This is a genomic window from Martelella alba, assembly GCF_005217455.1.
Taxonomy (GTDB): Bacteria; Pseudomonadota; Gammaproteobacteria; order Enterobacterales; family Enterobacteriaceae; genus Acerihabitans.
Window position 1 is genome coordinate 17,453 of sequence record NZ_SZPQ01000038.1, and the last position, 21,095, is coordinate 38,547.

General features: G+C 59.5%; 21 protein-coding genes. 13 read left to right on the forward strand and 8 right to left on the reverse strand.

The window, feature by feature from the left end:
• Positions 1-16 precede the first annotated feature (16 nt).
• Together gcvH and gcvP are read left to right on the forward strand one after the other, a co-directional pair.
• Positions 17-424, forward strand: a complete 408-nt coding sequence (gene gcvH, locus FCN80_RS20395) for a glycine cleavage system protein GcvH (protein ID WP_136992192.1) — start codon at positions 17-19, stop codon at positions 422-424.
• Positions 425-505: 81 nt separating this feature from the next.
• Positions 506-3,370: an aminomethyl-transferring glycine dehydrogenase gene (gene gcvP, locus FCN80_RS20400; RefSeq protein ID WP_136992193.1), complete on the forward strand. Its 2,865-nt coding sequence runs from the start codon at positions 506-508 to the stop codon at positions 3,368-3,370.
• Positions 3,371-3,524: 154 nt separating this feature from the next.
• On the opposite strand, the gene FCN80_RS20405 is transcribed toward gcvP, so the two are convergent.
• Positions 3,525-3,851 carry a hypothetical protein gene (locus FCN80_RS20405; protein ID WP_136992194.1) on the reverse strand — a complete coding sequence of 109 codons (327 nt, stop codon included), beginning with the start codon at positions 3,849-3,851 and terminating at the stop codon, positions 3,525-3,527.
• 210 nt (positions 3,852-4,061) lie between these two features.
• Between FCN80_RS20405 and FCN80_RS20410 the strand changes: the two genes are divergently transcribed.
• Together FCN80_RS20410 and FCN80_RS20415 are read left to right on the forward strand one after the other, a co-directional pair.
• Entirely contained in the window at positions 4,062-4,499 is a 438-nt protein-coding gene (locus tag FCN80_RS20410) for a MarR family winged helix-turn-helix transcriptional regulator (protein ID WP_136992195.1), read from the forward strand.
• Complete coding sequence (locus tag FCN80_RS20415) at positions 4,496-5,908, forward strand: DHA2 family efflux MFS transporter permease subunit (protein WP_136992196.1); 1,413 nt, start codon at positions 4,496-4,498, stop codon at positions 5,906-5,908. The genes FCN80_RS20410 and FCN80_RS20415 overlap by 4 nt, the downstream gene beginning before the upstream one ends.
• Positions 5,909-5,953: 45 nt before the next feature.
• Here the strand turns inward: FCN80_RS20415 and FCN80_RS20420 are convergent, their stop codons facing one another.
• Genes FCN80_RS20420 through FCN80_RS20435 form a run of 4 tightly spaced genes read right to left on the reverse strand, consistent with a single transcriptional unit; the run spans position 5,954 to position 9,349 of the window.
• Positions 5,954-6,796, reverse strand: a complete 843-nt coding sequence (locus FCN80_RS20420; RefSeq protein ID WP_136992197.1) for a metal ABC transporter permease — start codon at positions 6,794-6,796, stop codon at positions 5,954-5,956.
• On the reverse strand, positions 6,793-7,647 hold the full coding sequence (locus tag FCN80_RS20425; RefSeq protein ID WP_170975469.1) for a metal ABC transporter permease: 855 nt from the start codon (positions 7,645-7,647) through the stop codon (positions 6,793-6,795). Before FCN80_RS20425 ends, FCN80_RS20420 begins: the two co-directional genes overlap by 4 nt.
• Entirely contained in the window at positions 7,644-8,405 is a 762-nt protein-coding gene (locus FCN80_RS20430) for a metal ABC transporter ATP-binding protein (protein ID WP_170975470.1), read from the reverse strand. Before FCN80_RS20430 ends, FCN80_RS20425 begins: the two co-directional genes overlap by 4 nt.
• Positions 8,402-9,349, reverse strand: a complete 948-nt coding sequence (locus FCN80_RS20435) for a metal ABC transporter substrate-binding protein (protein WP_136992198.1) — start codon at positions 9,347-9,349, stop codon at positions 8,402-8,404. The genes FCN80_RS20430 and FCN80_RS20435 overlap by 4 nt, the downstream gene beginning before the upstream one ends.
• A gap of 197 nt (positions 9,350-9,546) precedes the next feature.
• On the opposite strand from FCN80_RS20435, the gene mntR reads away from it, so the two are divergent.
• Entirely contained in the window at positions 9,547-10,032 is a 486-nt protein-coding gene (mntR, locus tag FCN80_RS20440) for a manganese-binding transcriptional regulator MntR (RefSeq protein WP_136992199.1), read from the forward strand.
• Positions 10,033-10,118: 86 nt separating this feature from the next.
• Positions 10,119-12,284, forward strand: a complete 2,166-nt coding sequence (locus FCN80_RS20445) for a YgiQ family radical SAM protein (protein ID WP_136992200.1) — start codon at positions 10,119-10,121, stop codon at positions 12,282-12,284.
• A 22-nt stretch (positions 12,285-12,306) separates the two neighbouring features.
• On the opposite strand, the gene FCN80_RS20450 is transcribed toward FCN80_RS20445, so the two are convergent.
• On the reverse strand, positions 12,307-12,912 hold the full coding sequence (locus FCN80_RS20450) for an HD domain-containing protein (RefSeq protein ID WP_230492815.1): 606 nt from the start codon (positions 12,910-12,912) through the stop codon (positions 12,307-12,309).
• A gap of 224 nt (positions 12,913-13,136) precedes the next feature.
• Between FCN80_RS20450 and trhA the strand changes: the two genes are divergently transcribed.
• Positions 13,137-13,784, forward strand: coding sequence for a PAQR family membrane homeostasis protein TrhA (gene trhA, locus FCN80_RS20455; protein ID WP_136992201.1), 648 nt, complete (start codon positions 13,137-13,139; stop codon positions 13,782-13,784).
• A gap of 57 nt (positions 13,785-13,841) precedes the next feature.
• Here trhA and ygfZ read toward each other — a convergent pair whose 3' ends face one another.
• On the reverse strand, positions 13,842-14,828 hold the full coding sequence (gene ygfZ, locus FCN80_RS20460; protein ID WP_136992202.1) for a tRNA-modifying protein YgfZ: 987 nt from the start codon (positions 14,826-14,828) through the stop codon (positions 13,842-13,844).
• Between the two features lie 275 nt (positions 14,829-15,103).
• Between ygfZ and sdhE the strand changes: the two genes are divergently transcribed.
• Complete coding sequence (gene sdhE / locus FCN80_RS20465; protein WP_136992203.1) at positions 15,104-15,370, forward strand: FAD assembly factor SdhE; 267 nt, start codon at positions 15,104-15,106, stop codon at positions 15,368-15,370.
• Positions 15,371-15,377: 7 nt separating this feature from the next.
• A complete protein-coding gene (locus FCN80_RS20470; protein WP_230492816.1) occupies positions 15,378-15,776 on the forward strand; it encodes a protein YgfX in 399 nt (132 codons plus the stop codon).
• A gap of 20 nt (positions 15,777-15,796) precedes the next feature.
• Here FCN80_RS20470 and fldB read toward each other — a convergent pair whose 3' ends face one another.
• Entirely contained in the window at positions 15,797-16,339 is a 543-nt protein-coding gene (gene fldB / locus FCN80_RS20475; protein WP_136992205.1) for a flavodoxin FldB, read from the reverse strand.
• Positions 16,340-16,440: 101 nt separating this feature from the next.
• On the opposite strand from fldB, the gene xerD reads away from it, so the two are divergent.
• The 4 genes from xerD (at position 16,441) to prfB (ending at position 21,088) form a co-directional block, all read left to right on the forward strand.
• Entirely contained in the window at positions 16,441-17,340 is a 900-nt protein-coding gene (gene xerD, locus FCN80_RS20480) for a site-specific tyrosine recombinase XerD (protein ID WP_136992206.1), read from the forward strand.
• Positions 17,341-17,444: 104 nt separating this feature from the next.
• Positions 17,445-18,161 (forward strand): bifunctional protein-disulfide isomerase/oxidoreductase DsbC, encoded by a 717-nt coding sequence (gene dsbC, locus FCN80_RS20485; protein ID WP_136992207.1) that lies wholly within the window; start codon positions 17,445-17,447, stop codon positions 18,159-18,161.
• Positions 18,124-19,905 carry a single-stranded-DNA-specific exonuclease RecJ gene (recJ, locus tag FCN80_RS20490; protein ID WP_230492817.1) on the forward strand — a complete coding sequence of 594 codons (1,782 nt, stop codon included), beginning with the start codon at positions 18,124-18,126 and terminating at the stop codon, positions 19,903-19,905. Before dsbC ends, recJ begins: the two co-directional genes overlap by 38 nt.
• Before the next feature lie 84 nt (positions 19,906-19,989).
• A protein-coding gene (gene prfB, locus FCN80_RS20495; protein WP_136992208.1) for a peptide chain release factor 2 occupies positions 19,990-21,088 on the forward strand; the annotation gives its coding sequence in 2 pieces (ribosomal slippage) (positions 19,990-20,064 and positions 20,066-21,088; 1,098 coding nt in all).
• Positions 21,089-21,095: the final 7 nt, after the last annotated feature.

The following is a 21,095-nucleotide window of genomic DNA, read 5'->3' on the forward strand; positions in this document are numbered from 1 at the left end:
CAGAATGAGGAAGGCGATGAGCACTGTGCCGACAGAATTGAAATATACAAGTTCGCATGAATGGGTGCGTAACGAGGGCGACGGCATTTATACCGTCGGTATCACCGAACACGCCCAGGAACTGTTGGGCGACATGGTTTTTGTCGATCTGCCGGAAATCGGCGCCGAATTCGCCGCCAGCGATGATTGCGCCGTCGCCGAATCGGTCAAGGCCGCTTCGGATATCTATGCTCCCATCAGCGGTGAGATCGTGGCCATCAACGAAGATCTGGACGCATCGCCCGAACTGGTGAACAGCGCGCCTTACGCCGAAGGCTGGCTGTTTCAGATCAAGGCCGCCGATGAAAGTGAACTGGCCGGTCTGCTTGATGCCAATGCCTACGAGGCGACACTCGAAGAAGACGACGAAGACGACGACGAATAATCATGGGGTCCCGGCGTTGCGCCGGGACCTTCGCCGCAGGTGTATTCCCCCTTCCTATGCCCGATGCAGGAAATGTTGTATATGACCCAGACTCTTAGCCAGCTTGAACACCATGACGCGTTTATCTCGCGTCATATCGGTCCCTCCGCCGCCGAACAGGCGCATATGCTTAGCGCGGTCGGCGCCGCTACCCTTGATGCGCTGATAGGCCAAATCGTGCCGGCGGACATTCAACTTCCTTCGCCGCCGGCGGTGGGGGGACCGGCGACCGAAGCCCAGGCCCTGGCGGAGCTCAAGGCTATCGCCGGTCGTAACCTGCGTTTTAAAACCTTTATCGGCATGGGCTATAGCGCAGTGGTGACGCCGCCGGTCATCCTGCGCAATCTTTTGGAAAATCCGGGCTGGTACACCGCTTATACTCCTTATCAGCCGGAAGTGTCCCAAGGCCGGTTGGAGGCCCTGCTCAATTTCCAGCAACTGACACTGGATCTGACCGGCCTGGACATCGCGTCGGCCTCTTTACTGGATGAAGCCACCGCCGCCGCCGAGGCCATGGCGCTCGCCAAGCGCGCCAGCAAACTGAAACAGGCCAATCGCTTTTTTGTGGCCGACGACGTGCATCCGCAGACGCTGGATGTGGTGCGCACCCGGGCGGGAGCCTTCGGTTTCGAGCTCATCGTCGGCAAACCCGATACCGCGCTGGAACACGCCGGCGTCTTCGGCATATTGTTGCAACTGACCGGCACCACCGGCGAGCTGCACGATTACCGCGAATTGCTGTCGGCGGCGAAAACCCGCGGCGTTATCAGTTGCGTGGCGGCGGACATGATGTCGCTGGTGCTGCTGGCGGCGCCAGGCCCCCAGGGCGCCGATGTGGTATTCGGCTCTTCCCAGCGTTTCGGCGTGCCCATGGGCTACGGCGGGCCCCATGCGGCCTTTTTCGCCGCCCGCGATGAGGTTAAGCGCGCCATGCCGGGCCGCATCATCGGCGTATCCCGCGACGCGGCCGGCCATAGCGCCTTGCGCATGGCGATGCAAACCCGCGAGCAACATATTCGACGGGAGAAAGCCAACTCGAATATCTGTACCTCACAAGTGCTGCTGGCCAATATCGCCGGTTTTTACGCGGTGTATCATGGTCCGGAAGGGCTCAGGCGCATCGCCGCCCGAATCCATCGCCTGACCGGCATTCTGGCGGCCGCCCTGGCCCAGGCCGGTATCAAACCGCGTTTCGATCGCTGGTTCGACACACTCACTCTGGATGTGGCGGACAAAGACGCGGTCATGCAACGCGCTCTGGCCCGGGGTATCAATTTGCGCGGCGATGTGGACGGCGCGGTGGGTATCACTCTTGATGAGACCACTGACCGGGATGACATCACGGCGTTGTACGCCATCGTGACCGGCCGCGACGCGATGCCGGACATTGATGCCCTGGACGCCGGACTTGGCGAGGCGATTCCCGAAGTTCTGCTGAGGAGCGGGCCGTTCCTGACCCATCCGGTTTTCAATTCGTACCACAGCGAAACCGAGATGATGCGCTATATGCATCGGCTGGAAAACAAGGATCTGGCGTTGAATCAAGCCATGATCCCGCTGGGATCATGCACCATGAAGCTGAACGCCGCCGCGGAAATGATCCCCATCACCTGGCCGGAATTCGCCGAATTGCATCCGTTTTGTCCGCCGGAGCAGGCGATCGGCTATCAGCAAATGATCGGCCAGTTGTCCCGCTGGCTGGTGCAACTGACCGGGTACGACGCCTTATGCATGCAGCCTAATTCCGGCGCCCAGGGAGAATACGCCGGTATGCTGGCCATTCGCCGCTACCATGAAAGCCGGCATGACGGCGGGCGTCGCATCTGCCTTATCCCCAGCTCCGCCCACGGCACCAATCCGGCGTCCGCGCAAATGGCGGGTATGACGGTCACGGTGGTGGCCTGCGATAAGCAGGGTAACATTGATTTGCACGATCTGCGGCAGAAAGCCCAGCAGGCCGGCAATGCCTTGTCGTGCATCATGGTGACCTATCCGTCCACGCACGGCGTCTATGAAGAAACCATCCGCGAAGTTTGCCAAATCGTCCATCAATACGGCGGTCAGGTGTACCTGGACGGCGCCAATATGAATGCCCAGGTGGGCATCACCTCGCCGGGATATATCGGCGCCGATGTGTCGCACCTGAACTTGCACAAAACCTTCTGCATTCCCCATGGCGGCGGCGGGCCGGGTATGGGCCCCATCGCCGTGAAAGCCCATTTGGCGCCCTTTGTGCCCGGTCATTCGGTGGTGCATATCGACGGCGTTCTGACCCGGCAGGGCGCGGTGGCCGCCGCACCGTTCGGCAGCGCGTCGATTTTGCCCATAAGCTGGATGTATATCCGGATGATGGGCGCCCAGGGTCTCAAGCAGGCCAGCCAGATGGCGATTCTGAACGCCAATTATATCGCCAGCCGGCTGCGCTCGGCTTTTCCCGTGCTGTATAGCGGCCGCGACGGCCGGGTAGCCCATGAATGCATCCTGGATATCCGCCCGCTGAAAGACGCTACCGGCATCAGTGAAATGGACATTGCCAAACGGCTCATCGACTACGGTTTCCACGCGCCGACCATGTCCTTCCCGGTGGCCGGCACGCTCATGGTGGAACCGACCGAGTCGGAAAGCCAGGCGGAACTGGATCGCTTTATCGATGCCATGTTGGCTATTCGCGCGGAAATCGATCGGGTCGCCCGGGGCGAATGGCCGCTGGAAGATAACCCGCTGGTCAACGCGCCCCACACCGAGCGCGAACTGGCGGGCGAATGGCGGCACGCCTACAGCCGCGAGGTCGCGGCGTTCCCGGCGGGTTTCGGCCGGAAATACTGGCCGAGCGTGAAACGGCTGGACGATGTTTATGGCGATCGCAACCTGTTTTGTTCCTGCGTGCCCATCGGCGATTATCAATAATACCGGCGCCGGGGGTCGGTTCGGCGGATGACTTGCCGGGCCGGCCACGGTGTCGCGCCGTGATTTTCACCGCGTCGCCGCCATGTGCGGGATGACCTCCCGGCAACTGGCGCCGCCTGCCCGCGTCCTCGCTTAAAGCCGGGCGCGGGTCCGGTTATTTGGCGGGCAAGACGCCCCCGTGGAACCGCCCGAACGATCTGGCCGCCACAACGGCCATCAGCAATGCGCCGAGACCGGCGGTTGCGGCATCCGCGGTAACGCGGATCTCGAACTGGCCGACCCGGCAGATAAGCAGATAACCCACCGCAAAATTAAATGCCCCCCACAATACATTCACAACGGACGACGATAGCCCTTTGCCCGGCGGCGAGGCGAACGGACTCTGGAAAGGCCGGCCAAGCACGCCGCTCACCCAATGCGGAATGGCGTTGGAAACGCACATTCCACCCAGGAAGTAAGCAAGTAATTGATACCATGGCATCTTGAGGTGCTCCCTTTTCATTGCGGCGGGTGACGCCGCTCATATCAAACGCGCTCGACTTTCGGAGACCGTCGTATTACAGGCCGTTTACCCTGCCGGCGACAGGATCGAGATTGTCACTGTTCAGGAAAACTTGCAAGTTTATCTTGCAAGTTTTCCTGATCGTCTTCATGCTTTCTTTCTGTTTATCTCAAGAATACAGGCCAGATCATGCAGGATAAATCTTTGCAACACGATGTTACCGAGCTCATGCACGCCATTGGCTTACTGGTGCGGCGGGCGCGCAATGAATCCCATGCGGGGGGACTGAGTATGACGGAATCCATGGTGATGTCGCGGCTGGCCAATGACGGACCGGCCACGACCGCGGCGCTGGCGCGCGCCGAGGGGATAAAACCGCAATCAATGGGCGCGATCATTGCTTCTCTTGAAAAATCGGGCTACGTCCAACGTACCCCTCATGCCACCGACGGCCGGCTGAGACTTGTGGCATTGACGACGGAAGGCACGGCATTGCGCCAGCGAAACCGCGAGGCAAAACAGCTTTGGTTGTCCCGGGCTATCGCCGGGCTTTCGCCGCAGGAACGCGACACGTTATTCACATCCGCCGGGATCATTCAGCGTCTGGCGGAGCAGACCACAGAATGAGATCAGGCGCAAAGACGACAGACAGCGTGGATCCGGTGGTCTGGAGGGTGGCCGCCGTCGTGCTGATCGGATCCTTTATGACACAGCTTGACGCCACCGTGGTTAACGTATCGCTATCGGCGGTCAGTCGCGATCTCGGCTCGCCCATCGCCTCGGCGCAATGGATCGTCAGCGGCTATCTGCTGGCGATGGCGTTGATGTTGCCGCTCAACGGCTGGCTGGTGGATCGCGTCGGCGCCAAGCGGCTTTATCTTGGTTGTTTCACGGCCTTTACGTTGGCCTCGGCGCTCTGCGGCGCTTCCCGGACGATGGACGCGCTGATTGGCGCCCGGCTGTTCCAAGGGCTGGCGGGAGGCGTGCTGGCGCCCATGGCGCAAATGATGATTGCCCGCGTGGCGGGAAAGAACATGTCGCGCATCATGGGGTACGTTACCATCCCGATTTTGCTGGCGCCGGTACTTGGCCCGGTATTGGCCGGATTTATCCTGGCGCACGCCCACTGGCCCTGGCTATTTTACCTCAATGTGCCTACGGGGGTTCTCGGCGTTGGGTTGGCGGCATGGATGCTGCCGGCGGATACGGGTTCATTGCAAAAACGTCCGTTTGATTATGTCGGTTTCGCGCTGGTTTCCCCCGGCCTTGTCGCCGTTATTTACGGTCTGCAAAATGTCCCGCATCCGGTGGGGCTGGGGGTATTAACGGCCGGCGCCGTGTTTCTCGGCGGATTCTTGCGGCACGCGCTACGCAGGGACGATGCGGCGCTCATCGATGTACGGCTTTTCGCCAATCGCACATTTTCAGTGGCCGCCGCCACGCAATTTTTCGCCAATGGCATCATGTTCGGCCGGCAGCTTGTGGTGCCTTTGTATTTGATAGCCGGCTGCGGATTATCCACCGCCCGCGCGGGCGAGCTTATCGCCTTCGTCGGCCTTGGCATGATGTGCTCGTTTCCCCTGCTGGGCGGGTTAACCGACCGGTACGGCTGCCGCCTGGTCTCGGCGGGCGGCGCCTTACTGGCGCTGCTCAGTACGCTGGCGTTCCTGTGGATGATTGAACATCGGTTTTCGTCGGGATGGGCGGCGGTAAGCCTGTTCCTGGCCGGGGCGGGCCAGGGCACCATCAGTATTCCGTCCATAACGGCGGCCTATTCGATGATACCGATGGCAAGACTCGCTGTGGCCAATACCGCCTTGAATATCGCGCAGCGGGTGGGCGGCCCGGTGGCGACCACGCTGCTGGCCCTGGCTATCCGTTTGACGATGCATGGCGCCGCCGACATCGGGCCGTCGCCATTCCTGCCGATCTTCACGCTGCTCCTGGGATTGCATGCGCTGACTTGCCTGGCCGCCTGCCTGCTGCCGCTGCGCGCCCAGCGCCCGCCCGTGTCCGGAAATGGGGCATCCGGGTAATGTGGCTCAGGGCGCGGCGGCGGCTTTTGCGTCATGTACTCGCGCTCAGCGGGCTCGGCGACGTCTTTTCCCGATACCGGCGCTGTAAATCTGCGCGAGCGTGAACAGCGCCACCTGCATCAGCACGATACAAGGTCCGGTCGCCCCGTCGATATGGTAGCTGACCAGGGTGCCGGCGACACTGGCGAAAACCGCGCCGCCCATTGCCGTCAAGAGCAGGCAATCGAAACGCCGGCATAGTGTCAGCGCGGTAACCCCAGGCGTAATCAGCATGGCGATCGCCAAAATGATCCCCACCGCCTGCAACGCCGTCACAACGGTCAGCGCCAGCAGGCACAATAGGCCATAACGCAGCCAGGCGACCGACAGGCCCTGTAGGCGGGTTTGCGCCGGATCGAAACAATACAGCATCAGATCGCGGCGTTTAACCAGCACGATAGTCAGCACCGCGCCGGCCAGCGTCAGTGTTTGCCGCAGTTCGCCGGCGGTGATGCCAAGAAGGTTGCCAAACAGAATATGGCCGAGATGCTGGTCGGTATCCAGACGGGAAAACAATACCAGCCCCAGCGCAAACATGCCGGAATAGACAATGCCCAGTACGGTATCTTCTTTCAGACGGCAATGGTTTTTGATAAAACCGGCGGCGGCGGCGCAAAAGACCCCCGCGCCGAATGCGCCGACGCCCAACGGCAGGCCGGCCAGCCAGGCCAGGACGATGCCGGGCAATACCGCGTGGGATATGGCGTCGCCCATCAGCGCCCAGCCTTTAAGCACCAGAAAACAAGATAGCGCCGAGCAGGCCAGACCGGTTGCGACGGATGCCAGCAATGCCTGGCGCATAAAGGGTAAGGCCAGAGGCTCCGCTATCAGATTCAGCCAGTCGGTCATGGCGCGCTCCGCCGATTCGGTCGCCGGCGCGCGGCGAACTTGGCCCGCCACAGCGTCCGGAAAAACGCCAGCAGAAAGATCAGGGTTTGCAGCAAGACGATGACTCCGCCGGTGGCGCCGTCGAGATAGTAGCTGAGCCAGGCGCCGCCGCCGGCGGTCAGCCCGCCGATCAGCATGGAGACCCCGGCAAGGCGCGAAAAGCGGTCGGTCAGGAGATAAGCGGTAGCGCCGGGCGTGATCACCATGGCGATAACCAAAATGGCGCCCACGGTTTGCAACGCCGCCACCGTGCTGGCGCTCAGCAAGGCGAAGAACAGGATTTTCAGCCTTAGCGGCGACAGGCCAAGGGTAAGGGCATGGCCTTCGTCGAAAAACACCGCCAGCAAATCCTTGCGGAACATCATCAGCAAGGCGAGCGAGATCGCCAGGACGAACAACATCTGCCGGGCATCCGCATCATCGATGCCCAATATATTGCCGAAGATGATCGATTGCACATTAATGGCGGCCGGACGCAGGGATAGCATCAACAGCCCGGCGGCGAAAAACGCGGAAAATACCAGACCGATAATGGCGTCTTCGCGCAGCCGGGTGTAGTGGCGGGCCAGTACCATCAGCAATGCCGCCAGCATTCCGGTGAAAAAAGCGCCGAAGGCCAGGGGCAGTCCCAGCGCGTAAGCGCCCGCCACCCCGGGAACCACCGAATGGGACAAGGCATCGCCTATCAGCGACCAGCCCTTGAGTATCAGGTAAGCGGAAAGAAACGCGCAAACGCAACCCGCCAGCGCGCTGACCCAAATCGCTTTCGCCATATAGTCGTATTGCCAGGGTTCCAGCAGCGCGGCCATCATGGCGAGACCGTCCCCGCGACGGTGATGGCGCCGCCAAAGGTCTTGTTCAGATTCGACTCGGTGAATACGCGGCTCACGGGACCCGCGGCGGTGAGCGTCCGGTTGATCATGATGACCTCATCGCAGAAAGCGGGTATGCCGGCCAAATCATGAGTCGACAGCAGGATAAGATGCCCCTCGTCGCGCAGCGAGCGCAGCAGCGCGATAAGGGCGTTTTCGGTTTGCGCATCAACGCCGGTGAAAGGCTCATCCAGCAGAATCACCGACCCCTCTTGCGCCAGCGCGCGGGCCAGAAATACCCGTTTGCGCTGGCCGCCCGAGAGCTGGCCTATTTGCCGGTGACGCAATTCCCCCATGCCGACACGCGCAAGGGCCTGATCGACCCGTTGTTTGTCATGGGCGGACGGGATACGTAAAAACGACATCCGTCCGTAACGGCCCATCATCACCACATCGGTCGCCAATACCGGGAAGTCCCAATCCACCTCCTCGGCCTGTGGTACATACGCCACCCGGTTTTGGCGCAATGCTCGGCCGATAGGCAGGTCATTGAGGGTGACCCGGCCGGCGGCCGGGGCGATCATGCCCAAGAGGCTTTTGAACAGTGTGGATTTGCCGCCGCCGTTTACCCCGATGAGCGCGCATAATGTCCCTCCGCGAAGCCGGAAACCCACATTATCCAGCGCCTTGTGACCGTTACCGTAGATAACCGTCAGGTTTTCCACCCGCAAATCGGGCGGATAAGCCATAGGCGTCATAATCCGAATCCTCGCGCGATGGTATCGGTCGTTCGCGCCAGCAACTCGAGATAGGTGGGGACCGGACCGTCGGTTGCGGAAAGGGAATCCACATACAGCACGCCGCCATAATGCGCGCCGGTTTCTTTGGCCACCTGCCGGGCGGGTTTGTCCGATACGGTGCTTTCGCTAAACACGACCGGGATCCGCCGACGGCGAACTTCATCGATCACCCGACGTATCTGGCTTGGCGTGCCTTGTTCCTCGGCATTGATGGGCCACAGATAAAGTTCGCTCAATCCGTAATCCCTCGCCAGATAACTGAAAGCGCCTTCACTGCTCACCAGCCAACGTTGCGATGCGGGGATCCCGTCCAGCCTGCTTCGCAGGGCTGTGTCGAGGGCGGTGATTTTCGCCGCGTATTCCCGCGCGTTGCGGTTATATATCCCGGCATGGGCAGGGTCGCGGGCGACCAGGGCCTTGCGGATATTTTCCACGTAAATAAGCGCGTTGCCCGGCGACATCCAGGCATGGGGATTGGGATTGCCGTGATACGGACCTTGCCGGATCGGCAGCGGATCGATGCCTTCGCTGACGACCGCGGCGGGCACCCCCGGCAGGTGTTCGAAGAAACGCTTAAACCACCTTTCCAGATGCAGGCCGTTCCACAGGATCAGATCCGCCGACCGGCTCCTGGCGATGTCGCGCGGAGTGGGTTGGTAACCATGAATCTCCGCCCCCGGCTTGGTGATAGAATGGACTTCGGCCGCATCGCCGGCGATATTCCGCGCCATATCCTGAATGACCGTAAACGTGGTAACGACGCGCAGTTTTTTGTCTGCTTGGGCGATGCCGGCGGTCAGCAACAACAGGCAAGCGATGCCCAACCGGCACAGGCGACCGCTGCGCCGGGCGGGGGAGTGTAATACCGTGTCGAACTCGCCTAGGTAAATGGATAAAAACATAATAATTAACACATGGCTAAATTATGCCCATTTATAGCATGTGCTATACTACATAGCAAAGGCAAAAATCACTTTATTGTTTTGTGTCATCCATTGCTTGCCGGTTGTCTAACCTCTGCTGACCATTACAATGCTAAGCTTCAATGTCGCGCGTGCCGAAATATGTGTTTCGTCCGGGGTTTTGCTGAGGAGACATCATGGACAGCCATCAAAAAAAGGGGAGCGACACGGCCTTAGGCCAGTGGATCACCGCGAAGGAACATGCCGAGGGCTTTCAGCAGGTCAGACAGGCCCACCGTTCCGAGCTGTTTGATGACTACGTGGAACTGATCGACGACCTGATTACCGAACGGGGCGAAGCCAGGCAGGTGGAAATGGCGGCCCGCCTGGGCGTGGCCCAACCCACGGTGGCCAAAATGCTAAAAAGACTGTCCTCCGCCGGGTTAATCCGACAGTTGCCGTACCGGGGCGTTTTTCTCACCGCCGAAGGGCAGGCGTTGGCCGCCGTCAGCCGCCGTCGGCACCGGATTGTGGAATCTTTTCTGCTTGCGCTGGGCATCAGCGCCGAGACCGCCCGCCGGGACGCCGAGGGATTGGAACACCATGTCAGCGAGGAAACGCTGACCGTCTTCCGCCGTTTTACCGAGCAGGCCCGCCGGGGCGCGGCGCCGATTAAAAAATAGCCGATAACGGTAAAAAAACCGCGACTTTTCCGGACAGCCACGTATAATCCCCACCCGGCGCAACTGTCACCCGCATGAGTAACCCTATGGCCTCCGTCAGCTTGATCCAACCCGAACGCGATCTGTTTTCCTATCCCCGCTATTGGGCGGAGTGCTATGGCACCGCGCCGTTCTTGCCCATGTCGCGCGAGGAAATGGACCAATTGGGCTGGGATAGCTGCGATGTCGTCATCGTCACCGGCGACGCCTATGTGGACCATCCAAGCTTCGGCATGGCTATCGTCGGTCGTATGCTGGAGTCCCAGGGATTTCGGGTCGGCATCATCGCCCAGCCCACATGGACCGATAAACAGGACTTCATGCGGCTGGGGAAACCCAATCTGTTCTTTGGCGTTACCGCCGGCAACATGGATTCCATGATCAACCGCTATACCGCCGATCGCAAGTTACGCCATGATGACGCCTATACGCCGGGCAATGTCGGCGGCAAGCGGCCCGATCGGGCCACGCTGGTCTACAGTCAGCGCTGCAAGGAGGCTTATAGCGATGTGCCGGTGATACTCGGCGGCATTGAGGCCAGCCTGCGGCGCATCGCCCATTATGATTACTGGTCTGATACCGTCCGGCGTTCCGTGCTGGTGGACGCCAAGGCCGACATGCTGATATACGGCAACGGCGAGCGGCCGCTGGTGGAACTGGCGCACCGGCTGGCGGCGGGGGAACCTGTCGGCGCCATCCAGAATATCCGCAATACCGCGGTCATCCGCAAAGGTCCCCTGCCTGGCTGGCAAGGCGTGGATTCCACACGGCTCGACACACCCGGTCGCATCGAGCCGATACTCAATCCCTATGGCGACGATTTGCCCTGCGCCGAAGGCAAGCAGCCGGCCGTTGCGGCCAAACCCGTAACGGTTCGGGCGGCCAAACCCAAGCCTTGGGAAAAGACCTATGTGCTGCTGCCGTCGTTCGACAAGGTTAAAAACGACAAAATCATGTATGCCCATGCATCGCGCATCATGCATCATGAAACCAATCCGGGCTGCGCCCGGGCGCTGATGCAGCAGCACGGTGATCGCTATGTCTGGATCAATCCGCCGGCCATACCCCTGACCACCCCGGAGATGGACGGCGTGTTCGGGCTGCCTTTCCAGCGGGTGCCTCATCCGTCCTACGGCGGTGAAACCATTCCCGCCTATCAGATGATTTACACCTCGGTGAATATCATGCGCGGCTGTTTCGGCGGTTGCGCGTTTTGTTCCATCACCGAGCATGAAGGTCGGATCATCCAAAGCCGTTCGCAAGCCTCGATTATCCGCGAAATCGAAGATATCCGCGACAAAGCGCCGGGGTTTACCGGGATCATCTCCGATTTGGGCGGGCCGACCGCCAATATGTACATGCTGCGCTGCAAGTCTCCCCGCGCCGAGCAGACATGTCGCCGGGCGTCCTGTGTTTACCCGGATATCTGCGGGCATATGGACACCGATCATACGCCGACCATCGACTTGTATCGCCGCGCCCGCGCGCTACCCGGCATCCGGAAAATTCTCATCGCTTCCGGGGTGCGCTATGATCTGGCGGTGGAGGATCCGGCCTATATCAAGGAACTGGCGACGCACCATGTCGGGGGCTATTTGAAAATCGCCCCCGAGCATACCGAACAGGGACCCTTGTCGAAAATGATGAAACCCGGTATGGGCAGTTATCAGCGCTTCAAGGAACTGTTTGATATGTATTCCAAGCAGGCCGGCAAGGAGCAGTATTTGATCCCGTATTTCATCTCGGCCCATCCCGGTACCCGTGACGAGGATATGGTCAACCTGGCGCTTTGGCTGAAAAAGCACCGTTTTCGTCTCGATCAGGTGCAGAATTTTTACCCATCGCCGCTCAGCAATTCCACCACCATGTACTACACCGGCAAAAACCCGCTGGGCAAAGTGGACTACCGCAGTGAAGAGGTCGTGGTGCCCAAAGGAGAACGCCAGCGCCGGCTGCACAAGGCACTGCTGCGTTATCATGATCCGGCCAATTTCCCCTTGATCCGCGCCGCGCTGGAGCAAATGGGCCTAAAACACCTTATCGGCAATCGCCGGGAATGCCTGGTGCCGGCGCCGGGCATCGGCGAAATACGCGAGCAGCGGCGCATGCAGCGCAATACCCGGCCGGCATTCACCAAGCATACCGAAAACGGCGGCCGGCCGCAGGTGGCGGCGACGTTAAGGCGTAAGGGGAATCGTCCGCATAAGCCATGACGGGTTTGCCGTGACTTCGCAATTACTTGAGCCAGCCATTTTCCCTGGCCTGATATAAATGCCCTTGCAAGTGTTCCCATAAATCCGGATAAACTTCGCCGATAAAGGCATTACGGGCCAGCACCTGCTCCAAACGGATACCATTTTCCACCCAGCTCTGGCCGAAGTTGTGCAAATTCATCAGCATCGGCATGAGGCGATCGAGTAACAACGCGAAGCGCGCATCAGCGGTTTCAGCCGCTTCGTATTCCCGCCACAACTGATGGAATTGCCGGCGCTGGGGTTCCGGCAACAATCCGAACAGCCGTTCGGCTGCCGCTTCCTCCAGGGCATGAACCGCATGACGGCCGGCCAAATCGTAGACCAGTACATCGCCGGCATCGATCTCGACAATGTCATGCACCAAGGCCATGCGTATGACACGATTAATATCGACATCATCCCCGGCATAGGGCGCGAGCGCCATGGCCGCCACGGCGAAATGCCAACTGTGCTCGGCGGTATTCTCCTGGCGCTGCGTACCGAGCACCTTGGTACGGCGTTGTACGCCTTTGAGTTTGTCGATTTCCATCAAGAAGCCGATGACATCGGTTAATTCGCCGAACGCCAATTCAGGGACAGCTTTCAATCTTGTCACTCCCAAAAACACATCGTTAGCGCACCATGATAAGGCAAAAAAACGGCGGATACGACCGTCGGTTTATCTGACATTGGGTGCAGCGGCAATGTTATCGGCAAACAAAGATCATGGTGTCATATTTTGTTAAGCTTACACGTGTACACTGGAATTATTCTCAATTATCCTTTGAGCCGGAAACGTGATCTTAAGAAGTCGTTCGAGGAAAGAAGTAAATGGCTAATAAATTATTAGCTCAAGGTTATACGTTGGCGGAAGAGATCGCCAACAGCGTCAGTCATGGCATCGGATTGATTCTCGGCATTATCGGACTCGTGCTGTTGTTGGTTCAGGCGGGGGATGTGGGCGCCGGCACGACGGCCATCGCCAGTTACAGTCTCTACGGCGGCAGTATGATCCTGTTGTTTACCGCGTCCACGCTTTATCACGCCATACCCCATCCGCCGGCCAAAAAATGGCTTAAGAAAATCGATCATTGCGCTATATACCTCTTGATAGCCGGCACCTATACGCCGTTTTTGCTGGTGGGGCTGGCATCGCCGCTGGCGAAAGGCTTGATGATCGTTATCTGGAGCATGGCGCTGCTGGGGGTGATTTTCAAGTTGGCGTTCGCCCACCGTTTTGCCATCATGTCGCTTATGACTTATCTCGGCATGGGTTGGTTGTCGCTGGTGGTGATTTATCAATTGTCGCAGCGGCTGCCGACCGGCGGATTGGCCTTGCTGGCGCTTGGCGGCGTTATTTATACCGTGGGCGTGGTTTTTTACGCCTGCAAACGCATCCCGTTCAACCATGCCATCTGGCATGGTTTTGTACTGGGCGGCAGTTTGTGCCATTTTCTGGCGATCTATTTCTATATCTGACCGTCATTCCCTGGCGGGAGATTGGGGGCGCGTTCTGCGCCCCGGCTTTCTCGCCGGTCAATCCGTGACCGGATAAGGCAGCGGCCGGACCGCCAGCGCGCCGTCGGCATCGTCCTTCACCCGTAACAGGCTGTCGGGCGGCAGGTCGTTATTCAGCACCGCCTGCACCCAGAGCTCGCCGTTATCCAGCCGGCAGGCCGCCAGTATCGTACCGGTACGCCGCCAGTTATCGCCAAGCCGTAATTCCAAATCCCCGCCGGCCGCCGGCACCTGTCCGGCTTTACCGGCCAGCCAGTAGAGCGCGCGTTTATTGGCGCCGCGGTACTTGGCGCGCGCCACCATTTCCTGGCCGGCGTAGCAGCCTTTGTCGAAACTGATCCCGCCCAGGGCTTGCAGGTTCACGGCCTGAGGGATAAATTGCCCGCTATTGACGCTGTCGATAACAGGCAAGCCGGCCTCGATATTCAGCGCCAGCCATTGTCGGCTGTCGTTGAGATGCGCCCGGCCGTTCAGTTTTTCCGCCAGCGCCGATGCCGCGGTCCGGCTGGTGACCAGCAAGAAACGTTCTGTTGGCAGACTGAAATGCAAAAGGGTGGTTTCCCCCTCCTGGATAACGCCATGCCGGGTATCGGGCAAAGCGGCGAACAAGCCGCCCAATGCCTCACGGGCTTGCGTACCGGCCACGCCCAGCAACACGGCATCGTCGTCGGCGGCAATGACGACCTTGGAAAAGACCGCGTATTTTTTCAATTCGCCGATTTGCGCATCGCGGATGCTGCGGCGTTCAATGTAGGCCATGCCCCCGCCGCGATGGAAAATCCGTAAATTGCTCCACATTTTGCCTTTGGCATCGCAATGGCCGCCGAGAATATGCCCGTCGCCGGCCATCGCGGCGACATCGGTGGTGAGCTGTCCCTGCAAATATTTCAACGTATCCGGTCCGGTAACGCCAACCAGCGCCCACTCTTCCAGTGAGATAAGCGTCAGGGGCAACCGGCCGGAGGGCAAAAGCGGCTTCGGGGGAAACGGCGCATCAAACGACATGGAACACTCCTGAATAATCTTGCGTATCATGGCTCAATGGTAAGATAGACGGGGGGCTTTGCAAGCGGATCTTTGGATGAAGCTTTACCCGTATGTGCGATAAGCGTTCAGGAAAATTAGCTAAACGTGTCAAAGTGTATCGGTTTATGTAATGCAATCAGACAAAACAGGTTAAACTAGAAGGCTATCCCATCCGGCAGGTTCAGAATGACAGGTGGAATAGCCTGATGGGATAGGCTTTCGGCTTCGGTATAACGGATAGGAGGTAAAGGGCAATGGATATCGATAACAAGGCGCGAGTTCACTGGGCCTGTCGCCGCGGTATGCGTGAACTGGATATCGCATTGATGCCTTTTTTCGAACATGACTTCGATTCCCTGGACGGCGAGGACAAAGCCTTGTTCGTCCGATTGCTGCAATGCGACGATCCTGATCTGTTCAACTGGCTGATGAATCATGGCGAACCCCAGGACAGCGGATTACAGAAAATGATTCGTCTCATCCAGACTCGAAATAAAGCCCGTGGCCCTCTGGCGCTGTGATATCCGCGTGTCATGGCGCACGCAAATTTTCTCTCTGACAGTTCATGGCATTCTCACCCTGTTGGTACTGCTGTCGCCCTGGCCGGAGAATTATGGCCTGGTGTGGCTCACGCTGGTCACGCTGGTGGTATTCGAATGCATCCGCAGTCAGCGGAATATCATGGCTTGCCGGGGCGAGCTGGTGCTGCAAAGCCGCCAGCATCTCCGCTGGCACCAGCAGGACTGGCTTATCAACGGCACGCCCTGGATGCTCAAAAGCGGCATCCTGCTCTCTCTGCGCCAGGTAAACGGCAAAAAACGCCGTAAACTCTGGCTGGCGTCGGACTGCATGGAACAGCGGGAATGGCGCACTTTGCGCAACGCCCTGCTGCAATCCGGCTCATCCCAGCCCGACCGGCGCGCCTGACATAGGCCAACCCATCGCCCCTAGTCCTGCTCGCTATCCGGCGCCCGCGGCAGGTTATTCATTTCAGCCTGAATCTGTTCGCACCACCGCCGCAACCGTTTATCGCTCAAATCGTATTGATTGACTTCGTCCAGCGCCAGGCCGACAAAATGCTCTCCGTCGGCGGTTACCGCCTTTTGACTGGTGAAGTCATAGCCCGCCGTGGGCCATCGGCCGATAAAACGCACGCCGGTGGGCGCCAGCTCGTCATGCAGGTCGCCCAGCGCATCGAGGAACCACTCGCCATAACCCAACTGATCGCCCATGCCGTACAGGGCGACGGGCTTGCCCGCCAGCTTCAATCCAGCCAGTTGCGGCCAGATATTGTCCCAATCCTCCTGGATCTCGCCAAAATCCCAGGTGGGGATGCCCAGGATCAATGCGGGGTAATCTTCCATGCGCTGCGGCGGCACGTCTTTAATATTGTGCAGGTCCACCTGATCCGCGCCGAGTATATCGCGGATTTTTTCGGCGGCCATCTCGGTATAACAGGTACTGGAACCATAGAACAAACCGATTTTCATCTTGCTAAGTACTCTTCCCGACAACCGGATGACAACAAGTGTACCAGATTTGTCCCCGCATCAGGCATAATGTAGCCAGTCGAAAACCGCCGGGGACGCAAATGCGACAGCAGAATAACCCATGGATTGAACAATTCCTCGATGCCCTCTGGCTGGAACGGAATCTGGCGGAAAATACCCTGTCGGCTTATCGTCTTGACCTGCAACAGTTCGCCGACTGGCTCGATAAACGTCGCAGCTCTTTACTGACCGTGGGTGCGGAAGATATGCAATCCTATCTGGCCGACCGTCTGGCCAAAGGGTATAAAGCCACCAGTTCGGCGCGGCTACTGAGCGCCTTGCGACGCTTTTTCCAGTATTTGTACCGGGAAAAACTGCGCGCCGACGATCCCAGCGCCATTCTGGCGGCGCCCAAGCTGCCGCAGCGCCTGCCCAAAGACCTCAGCGAGGCGCAGGTTGAGGCATTACTTGCCGCACCGGTGCTGGAGCAGCCGATTGAAATTCGCGACAAGGCCATGCTGGAGGTTCTGTACGCCACCGGGTTGCGCGTTTCGGAACTGGTGGGGCTGACCATGAGCGATATCAGCTTGCGGCAGGGGGTGGTGAGAGTCACGGGCAAAGGCGATAAAGAACGGCTGGTGCCGCTGGGAGAAGAAGCGGTGTATTGGGTGGAATATTACCTTGAGCATGGCCGGCCGTGGCTGCTGAACGAACTCAGTTCCGATATCCTGTTTCCCAGCAACCGCAGCCGGAAAATGACCCGGCAGACATTCTGGCATCGAATCAAGCATTATGCCATCCTGGCGGGAATTGACGGCGAACGGCTCTCGCCCCATGTGCTGCGGCACGCGTTCGCCACCCATTTATTGAATCACGGCGCGGATCTGCGCGTCGTGCAACTGTTGCTGGGCCATAGCGATTTGTCGACCACCCAGATTTATACCCATGTGGCCACCGAACGTTTAAAATCGCTGCACCGGCAGCACCATCCCCGCGCCTGAACAGGCGCGGGCCGCCCGCCGGCGTCGGCTCAGCGAATGGATTGTCCGCTGGCCGCCGGGGAACGGGCGACTACCTTTGCGGATCGAATGATAAGGACTCGATAATGAAAAAAAGCCTGCTGACGCTCTCTTACCTGGCACTGGCGGTATTGCCCCCGGCGTATGCCGACGATGCCGCCATTACCCATTCTCTTGAGCGACTGGGCGTGCATAACGCCGAGATTCAGCCCTCGCCGGTGGCGGGCATGAAGACCGTGCTGACGGAAAGCGGCGTCCTGTATGTATCCGATGATGGCCGGCATGTCATACAGGGGCCGATGTTCGATGTGGGCGGCAACCAGCCGGTGAATGTGACCAATCAATTGCTGGGCAAGCGGCTGAACGCCTTGCAAAATGAAATGATTATCTACCAGGCGCCCCAGCAGAAACATGTCATCACCGTATTTACCGACATCACTTGCGGCTATTGCCATAAGCTGCATGAGAACATGAAGGAATACACCGCGCGGGGCATTACCGTCCGTTATCTGGCCTTTCCTCGCCAGGGGCTAAGTTCCCAGGCCGAGAAAGACATGGCGTCCGTCTGGTGTAATGCCGACCCCAACACCGCCTTCGATCGCGCCATGAACGGCGGCGGCGTCACGCCCGCTCATTGCGCCATCGATATCGGCCGGCATTATCAACTGGGCGTCCAATACGGTATTCAGGGCACGCCGGCGATCCTGCTGGAAAACGGCACCGTGGTGCCAGGCTACCAGGGGCCGCAGGAAATGGCGGACATGCTTGACAGCCAGGCATCCGCCGGCCGGACGGGCGGTTGACGGCGTGGACGAAATAAACAAGGTATTGCGGCGCCGTTCGGCGAACGATGCCGAGGGTTTGCTGAATGCCGATATTCCGCCGCTGCTCAGGCGCTTGTATGCGCTGCGGGGCGTTAAGCACAGCGCCGAACTGGAAAGGAGTGTCGCGGGACTGCTGGATTACCGGCAGTTGGACGGTATCGGCGAGGCGGTAACGTTGCTGGCGGGCGCGCTGGCGGATAACCGCCGGTTGACCGTGGTTGGCGATTTCGATGCCGATGGCGCCACCAGCACCGCCCTGATGGTGCTGGCGCTGCGGCAGATGGGCGGCCGACAGGTCGATTTCCTGGTGCCGAGCCGGTTCGAGGACGGCTACGGCTTAAGCCCCGAGGTGGTGGAACAGGCCAGGGCGCGCGGCGCCGAACTTATCGTCACGGTGGACAACGGCATTTCCTCCCATGCGGGCGTGGATCTGGCCCATCATTACGGCATCCCCGTGTTGGTTACCGACCATCACCTGCCGGGCGAAACGCTGCCCGCGGCCGATGCCATCGTCAATCCCAATCTTGCCGGCTGCGCCTTCCCGTCCAAATCCCTGGCCGGGGTCGGCGTGGCCTTTTACCTGATGCTGGCGCTGCGCGCCAAACTGAACCGCGACGGTTGGTTTGCGCAAAACGGTCTGCCCGCGCCCAAGCTGGCGGAACTGCTGGATCTGGTGGCGCTGGGCACGGTGGCCGATGTGGTGCCGCTGGATACCAATAACCGTATCCTGGTGTATCAGGGCATCAACCGGATTCGGGCCGGGCGTTGCCGTCCGGGGATACGCGCTTTGGCCGAGGTATCCGGCCGCGAACCGGCCCGGCTGGGCGCCGCCGATCTCGGTTTCGCCCTGGGCCCGCGCCTGAATGCCGCCGGACGGCTGGATGATATGTCGGTGGGGGTCGGTCTGCTGCTGACCGATGATATGGCCCAGGCCCGGATGCTGGCCGCCGAACTGGACGCTCTGAACCAAACCCGGCGGGAAATCGAACAGGGTATGGAAGTGGAGGCGCTGGCGCTGTGCGACCAAATGGAGCGCAACCGCAATGCCTTACCCAACGGGCTGGCCATTTACCACGCCGAATGGCATCAGGGAGTGGTGGGCATTCTGGCGTCGCGCATCAAAGAGCGTTTCCATCGTCCGGTCATCGCCTTCGCGCCTGCCGGGGAGGGTTTGCTTAAGGGGTCCGGCCGTTCAGTGGCCGGATTGCACCTGCGTGATCTGCTGGAGCGGCTGGATACGCTTTATCCCGGCATGATGCTGAAATTCGGCGGCCATGCCATGGCGGCGGGACTCTCCCTGGAGCTGGCGCAATTCGACGCGTTCCAGCGGCGTTTCGCCGCCCTGGTGGACGAATGGCTCGATCCGGCGCTGCTGGATGGCGCGATTTGGTCGGACGGCGAGCTGTCGGGGGCCGAACTGACCTTGGCCACCGCTGAATTGCTGCGCGATGGCGGCCCCTGGGGGCAAGCCTTCCCGGAACCGCAATTCGACGGCCGGTTTCGTGTGCTGCAACAGCGGCTGGTGGGCGAACGGCACCTGAAAATGATGGTGGAGCCGCTGTCCGGCGGGCCGTTACTGGATGGTATCGCCTTTAACATCGACAATCGCCGCTGGCCCGACAATAGCGTGCGGGCGGTCGAGCTGGCTTATCGGCTGGATGTCAATGACTATCGCGGTCAGCGCAATGTACAACTGCTCATTCAGCATCTATGGCCGCTTTAGCGTAAGATGCTACAAACATCGCCGCGGATCCGCTACAATTGCCGGTTATTGTTTATATCATCTCATGACGAGCCATTAAGACCCATGTTTGAAATCAATCCGGTAAAAAACCGCATCCAGGACCTCTCGGAACGCACGGAAGTGCTCAGGGGGTATCTTTGACTACGATCTCAAGAAAGAACGTCTTGAGGAAGTCACCGCCGAGCTGGAACAACCCGATGTCTGGAACGACCCCGAACGCGCCCAGGCGCTAGGCAAGGAACGCTCTTCACTGGAAGCCATCGTCGACACCATCGATCAAATGACCCGGGGACTGGACGACGTCGCCGGGTTGCTGGAACTGGCGGTGGAAGAGGACGACGAAGACACGTTCAATGAAACCCAGGCTGAGCTGGATCAACTGGAAGACAAGCTGGGGCAGCTAGAGTTCCGCCGCATGTTTTCCGGCGAATACGACGCCGCCGATTGCTATCTGGATATTCAGTCCGGATCCGGCGGCACCGAAGCGCAGGATTGGGCCAGCATGCTGCTGCGCATGTACCTGCGTTGGGCGGAAGCCCGCGGCTTCAAAACCGAAATCATCGAAGAATCGGCCGGCGAAGTGGCCGGCATCAAGTCCGCGACCATTAAAGTCATGGGCGATTACGCTTACGGCTGGCTGCGCACCGAAACCGGCGTGCATCGCCTGGTGCGCAAAAGCCCGTTCGATTCCGGCGGCCGCCGTCACACGTCTTTCAGCTCCGCGTTCGTCTACCCGGAAGTGAATGACGATATCGATATCGAGATCAACCCGGTGGATTTGCGCATTGACGTCTATCGCGCATCGGGGGCCGGGGGCCAGCACGTCAACCGGACCGAGTCGGCGGTGCGAATCACTCACTTGCCCACCGGAATTGTGACCCAGTGCCAAAATGATCGTTCGCAGCATAAAAACAAAGACCAGGCCATGAGGCAACTTAAGGCCAAACTGTACGAATACGAGTTGCAAAAGAAAAACGCGGAAAAACAGGCGCTGGAGGACACCAAGTCAGACATCGGCTGGGGCAGCCAGATCCGTTCTTACGTGCTGGACGATTCCCGTATCAAAGACTTGCGGACCGGCGTGGAAACGCGCAATACGCAGTCGGTGCTGGATGGCGATCTGGATAAATTTATTGAAGCAAGTCTAAAAGCCGGGTTATGAGGAACCA